This is a genomic window from Leptolyngbya sp. FACHB-36, assembly GCF_014695955.1.
Classification (GTDB): Bacteria; Cyanobacteriota; Cyanobacteriia; order Leptolyngbyales; family Leptolyngbyaceae; genus FACHB-36.
Genome location: NZ_JACJPG010000286.1, coordinates 1 through 4,134, shown reverse-complemented (window position 1 = coordinate 4,134; position 4,134 = coordinate 1). Strand labels below are relative to the sequence as shown.

The 4,134-nt window shown below is 52.3% G+C and carries 4 protein-coding genes and 1 pseudogene; 1 reads left to right on the top strand and 4 read right to left on the bottom strand.

Going from position 1 to position 4,134, the window contains the following annotated elements:
* Both H6F43_RS07665 and H6F43_RS07660 read right to left on the bottom strand, forming a co-directional pair.
* A pseudogene (locus tag H6F43_RS07665) lies at positions 1 to 296 on the bottom strand (hypothetical protein); the annotation flags it as partial.
* A gap of 233 nt (positions 297 to 529) precedes the next feature.
* Positions 530 to 1,189, bottom strand: a complete 660-nt coding sequence (locus tag H6F43_RS07660; protein ID WP_190342209.1) for a hypothetical protein — start codon at positions 1,187 to 1,189, stop codon at positions 530 to 532.
* 202 nt (positions 1,190 to 1,391) lie between these two features.
* On the opposite strand from H6F43_RS07660, the gene H6F43_RS07655 reads away from it, so the two are divergent.
* On the top strand, positions 1,392 to 3,251 hold the full coding sequence (locus H6F43_RS07655; protein ID WP_190342208.1) for a CheR family methyltransferase: 1,860 nt from the start codon (positions 1,392 to 1,394) through the stop codon (positions 3,249 to 3,251).
* A 58-nt stretch (positions 3,252 to 3,309) separates the two neighbouring features.
* On the opposite strand, the gene H6F43_RS07650 is transcribed toward H6F43_RS07655, so the two are convergent.
* Positions 3,310 to 3,696: an alr0857 family protein gene (locus H6F43_RS07650; RefSeq protein ID WP_190342207.1), complete on the bottom strand. Its 387-nt coding sequence runs from the start codon at positions 3,694 to 3,696 to the stop codon at positions 3,310 to 3,312.
* Between the two features lie 113 nt (positions 3,697 to 3,809).
* Positions 3,810 to 4,025, bottom strand: coding sequence for a hypothetical protein (locus tag H6F43_RS07645; RefSeq protein ID WP_190342206.1), 216 nt, complete (start codon positions 4,023 to 4,025; stop codon positions 3,810 to 3,812).
* Between the last annotated feature and the right edge of the window lie 109 nt (positions 4,026 to 4,134).

The following is a 4,134-nucleotide window of genomic DNA, read 5'->3' as shown; positions in this document are numbered from 1 at the left end:
TCTGGCGGAATGCCCACGCTCATGGCAGCTCGAATCAGCAGCGGAAATCCAGGGAAAAACGCCACATTGTACCCTTGACCATCGTTGACATAGTGGTACCCCGTCGTGGCGATCGACAGATAATGTCCGCTATCCCAGCCAATCAGCGATCGCCAGCTTCCCAAGGCAGCGCTGCTGCCTGCCGGTGCCGGAAACAGCCGCACCAACAGCAGGATGGCAGCCAGAATTGTCAGTCGGCTCAGCAGCCACATAGCCGCTGGAAAGCCCCACGTCCTCAGACTTCGATAACCGCGCATAGCGTTCTCTCAGGTTTCTCGGTCGTCTGCTGAAGAGACACAAATCGATCGCGATGCGCCAATCGCGGTTAGCAATTAGCGATCGTTTAGAGATTGAGAAGAATAGGCATCCAAACCACCCGATCGCTCTTGCGCAAGAGCGATCGTGGACAGACAAGTCCTCACAAACAATGGATGTTCACGGGTTAGGCATGGGTAGCAATTTCTCAAATCTCTCGGCGATTCAGGTCGCTTCAAGCACCTTCCCTACAGATTACCTGCATTGGGGGCATTTCTTCGGATAGTGTAAATGCGGGGCTTCCGACTACTGAGGCATTAGTAGGAACTGGACATTCTGATTTGCGCCAACTGTCCAGAGACTTAACAGACTCCGCTATCTGGTTCTTTAGGCGGACAACTTCTTCTCGAAACGTGTCGTGCTGAGCGGCAATTTCCAGCATTTTCGATCGCATCCGCGATCGTTCAGCGGCGAGGACTCGCCGCTGAACGATCGCTTGAGAAAGCACTAGCTTAGATGGCCGTGGAATAACCCCAAGGTTCTGAAGTTTAACCGGAACTTGATAAATTGCTTGTAGCAGCGTAGCCAGTGCGGTTGGATTGGCGTATCCAGCTTGCACTAGCTGCTTTGCCAGCTCTTGCGCTTCAGCAAACGGTAGAGTGGGCAGATTCTGGGACTGCATCTGTATCTCTTGGTCCAGTCGCCACAGCTGATCATTCGTGTGCCACAGTTCTTGCTCTAGCTCGTGTATGTCGCTGTCTCTGTTGTAGAGTTCTTGCTGCAACGAGATCACCTGTTCGCGCAGGATTTCCAGCTCTGCCTGAAGGAGTTGCTCATCATAGCCATCAGCTATTTGTGGAACTTTCCCACAATCCTGTTCGAAGTCGCGCTGCATGACTTAAAACTCAACCTTGTAACTCCAATTTAACAAACATCGCTAAAAGCGGTCAGATTTTAATCATCCATCAACCTGCGGTGGGTGCAGCGGTACGATCGACGTCTGGAGTGGCTAAATAATCCTCTAGGTCATCGTTACGCTAGTAGAGTTGTCCTAGGCTACGTAGGGCGGGTCCAAGAAGGGAAACGAGCACGCAGGCATGACGAAATCTGAAGCAAATCCAGAATTTGAGGCACTGCTAGAGTATGTGAAGCGTAATCGCGGCTTCGATTTTACGGGGTACAAACGCTCTAGCCTGATGCGGCGCGTCAATAAGCGGATGCAGATGGTCGGTATTGACGGCTACAACACCTACCTGGACTATCTAGAAGTCCATCCGGACGAGTTCCAACACCTGTTCAACACTCTGCTGATCAACGTCACGTCGTTTTTTCGCGACCATTCGATTTGGGACTATGCGATCAGCGAAATGATTCCGCTAATGGTTAGCCGCACTGCGCCGGATGAACCCATTCGGGTGTGGACGGCTGGCTGTGCCTCTGGCGAGGAAGCCTACACGGTGGCGATGGCGATCGCCGAAGTCATTGGAATCGAGGCGTTTCGATCGCGCGTCAAAATCTATGCCACCGATATCGATGACGACGCTCTGAGCCATGCGCGGCAAGCCACCTACCTTGCAAATGATCTGAGCACCGTTCCGCCTGAGCTAGTCGAAAAATACTTTGAGCCGTCCGACGATCGCTATGGGTTTCGGAAAGACCTGCGCCGATCGGTGATCTTCGGTCGCCACGATCTGATTCAGGATGCACCAATTTCTAAAATTGACCTGCTGCTCTGCCGCAACGTGCTGATGTATTTCAATGCCGAGACGCAAGCTCGCATTTTGGCGCGATTTCACTTCGCTCTACGCAATGGTGGATTTTTGGTTTTGGGCAAAGCGGAAATGCAGATGCTGCACGCAAATATCTTTAGCCCGATCGATCTGAAGCGGCGCATATTTACAAAGGTTGGAAAGCTGCAATTGCGCGATCGCTTGCTGCTGGCGACGCAAACCGACAGCGAGACCGAGGAGACGGTCGGTTACTTATCCAGCCAAGTTCGTTTACGAGAAGCCGCCTTCGAGATTGCACTCGTAGCTGGCATCGTAGTTGATAGCAATGGAATACTGGTGCTGATTAACGAACGAGCGCGGAGTTTATTCAACCTGTCTACCCGCGATGTCGGTCGCCCGCTGCAAGACTTGGAAGTGTCGTACCGTCCGGTGGAACTGCGATCGTGCATCGAGCAGGCATCGCTCGATCAACGCTCCATCACCATTCGCAATGTGGAATTTAGATTGTCGTCAGGAGAACCCATTTATCTAGACGTGCAGGTGTCGCCGCTGCTAGGCTCCGACAGCAACACGCTAGGCATTAGCGTTTCCTTCATCGAAGTGACCCGCTACAAGCTGCTGCAAGATGAGTTGGAGCACTTCAGCCAAGAGCTAGAAATGGCGTATGAAGAACTGCAAGCGACCAATGAAGAATTAGAAACCACCAACGAAGAACTGCAATCGAGCAATGAAGAGTTGGAAACCACCAACGAAGAACTGCAATCGACCAACGAAGAGTTGGAAACGATGAACGAAGAATTGCAGTCCACCAATGAAGAACTGCAAACGGTCAATGACGAATTGCAGCGCCGCAGTGAGGAACTCAACCAAAGCAACGCTTTCTTAGAATCAGTTTTTACCAGCTTGCGCGGTGGTGTGGTGGTGCTCGATTCCAATTTACAGGTGCAGATTTGGAACCACAAAGCCGAGGACCTTTGGGGACTCCGCACCGAGGAAGTGGCGGGGCAAAATTTCCTCAATCTGGATATTGGTCTTCCGGTTGGGCAATTGCGGCAGTCAATCCGAGATTGCCTGATCGGTAGTCCTGATGGTGCAGTCGAAGTGACCCTTGATGCAGTCAACCGTCGCGGCAAAGGAATTCAATGCCGCGTGACCTGTACTCCGCTAGTTGATAGCAGTCCCGAGGTTCAAGGCGTCATTCTTTTGATGGAAGACCGGAGTATTTAGCGGTGCGTAGGTTGAGGCGATCGAAACGGCTAATCGTTAACAGCGATTAGCCGTTTCGTCACGTCACCTTGCTCGCCTGAAGCTGTGTCGTTTGCCACAGCTTGTAGACAAAGAACTCCGCCCGCTCGGAAAACGCCGTTAGAAACATGCCCTCGTGGGCAGCAGCGCTTTCGGCGAGCCAGCTTCCTTCAACGCTCAGCTCCACAAACTCATCATCGACCGGGGTGATGGCGATCGCAGACGTGTTCTCCCAACGCAGCGCCGTTGCCAAATGCGCTAGTCCAGTCGCCTGCTCTGGCAGCAAGAACGACGCTTTTCCGGGTTCAACGTACAGTGTTTGTCCGGCACGCATTGCCAGCAGCACTCGCTGTGCTACAAGAATTTCTAGCGGTGCTGCAACCCGCTCTAAATGCAATCCTGCGTCTGTGTAGGTTAACTTCAACATCGTGCTTGCCTCCCAACAAGTGACGTTTGAGTTGAATCGCTTCTAAACAACAACCCCCGCTTCTGCGACTCAGGAGCGGGGGCGGTCAACGAAGGCGTCTGCGTTCGGTTGTCCTATAGGGGTGTAGGCGTCCTACACCGTCCGCTCAGTTGTGAGTAATCCGGGTCTAACTGAATCTGAATCGCATCGAAAATGAGTTCTGCAACCCTGGGGCGATCGAACAAATCGCTCACTCCCTCAACCGTAAACAGCGCGATCGCTGCCGCTATTCCCGTATTGGGTTGGCAATGCGTGGGGCTGTAGAGACCTGAGGAGCGTGGGCGAGTCATCGAAGTTACAAAAAGGACGTGGGTGCAATATTAAAATACTACACACTGTAGTATTTATTGTCTACTGCCAAGAGCAAAATTTTCGATTAGGCTAGACAACCCTACACGA

Bases quoted from the DNA above. Each gene is read 5' to 3' on its own strand.
- H6F43_RS07650 (WP_190342207.1), bottom strand. From the start codon at position 3,696: ATGTTGAAGTTAACCTACACAGACGCAGGATTGCATTTAGAGCGGGTT.
- H6F43_RS07645 (WP_190342206.1), bottom strand. From the start codon at position 4,025: ATGACTCGCCCACGCTCCTCAGGTCTCTACAGCCCCACGCATTGCCAA.
- H6F43_RS07655 (WP_190342208.1), top strand. From the start codon at position 1,392: ATGACGAAATCTGAAGCAAATCCAGAATTTGAGGCACTGCTAGAGTAT.
- H6F43_RS07660 (WP_190342209.1), bottom strand. From the start codon at position 1,189: ATGCAGCGCGACTTCGAACAGGATTGTGGGAAAGTTCCACAAATAGCT.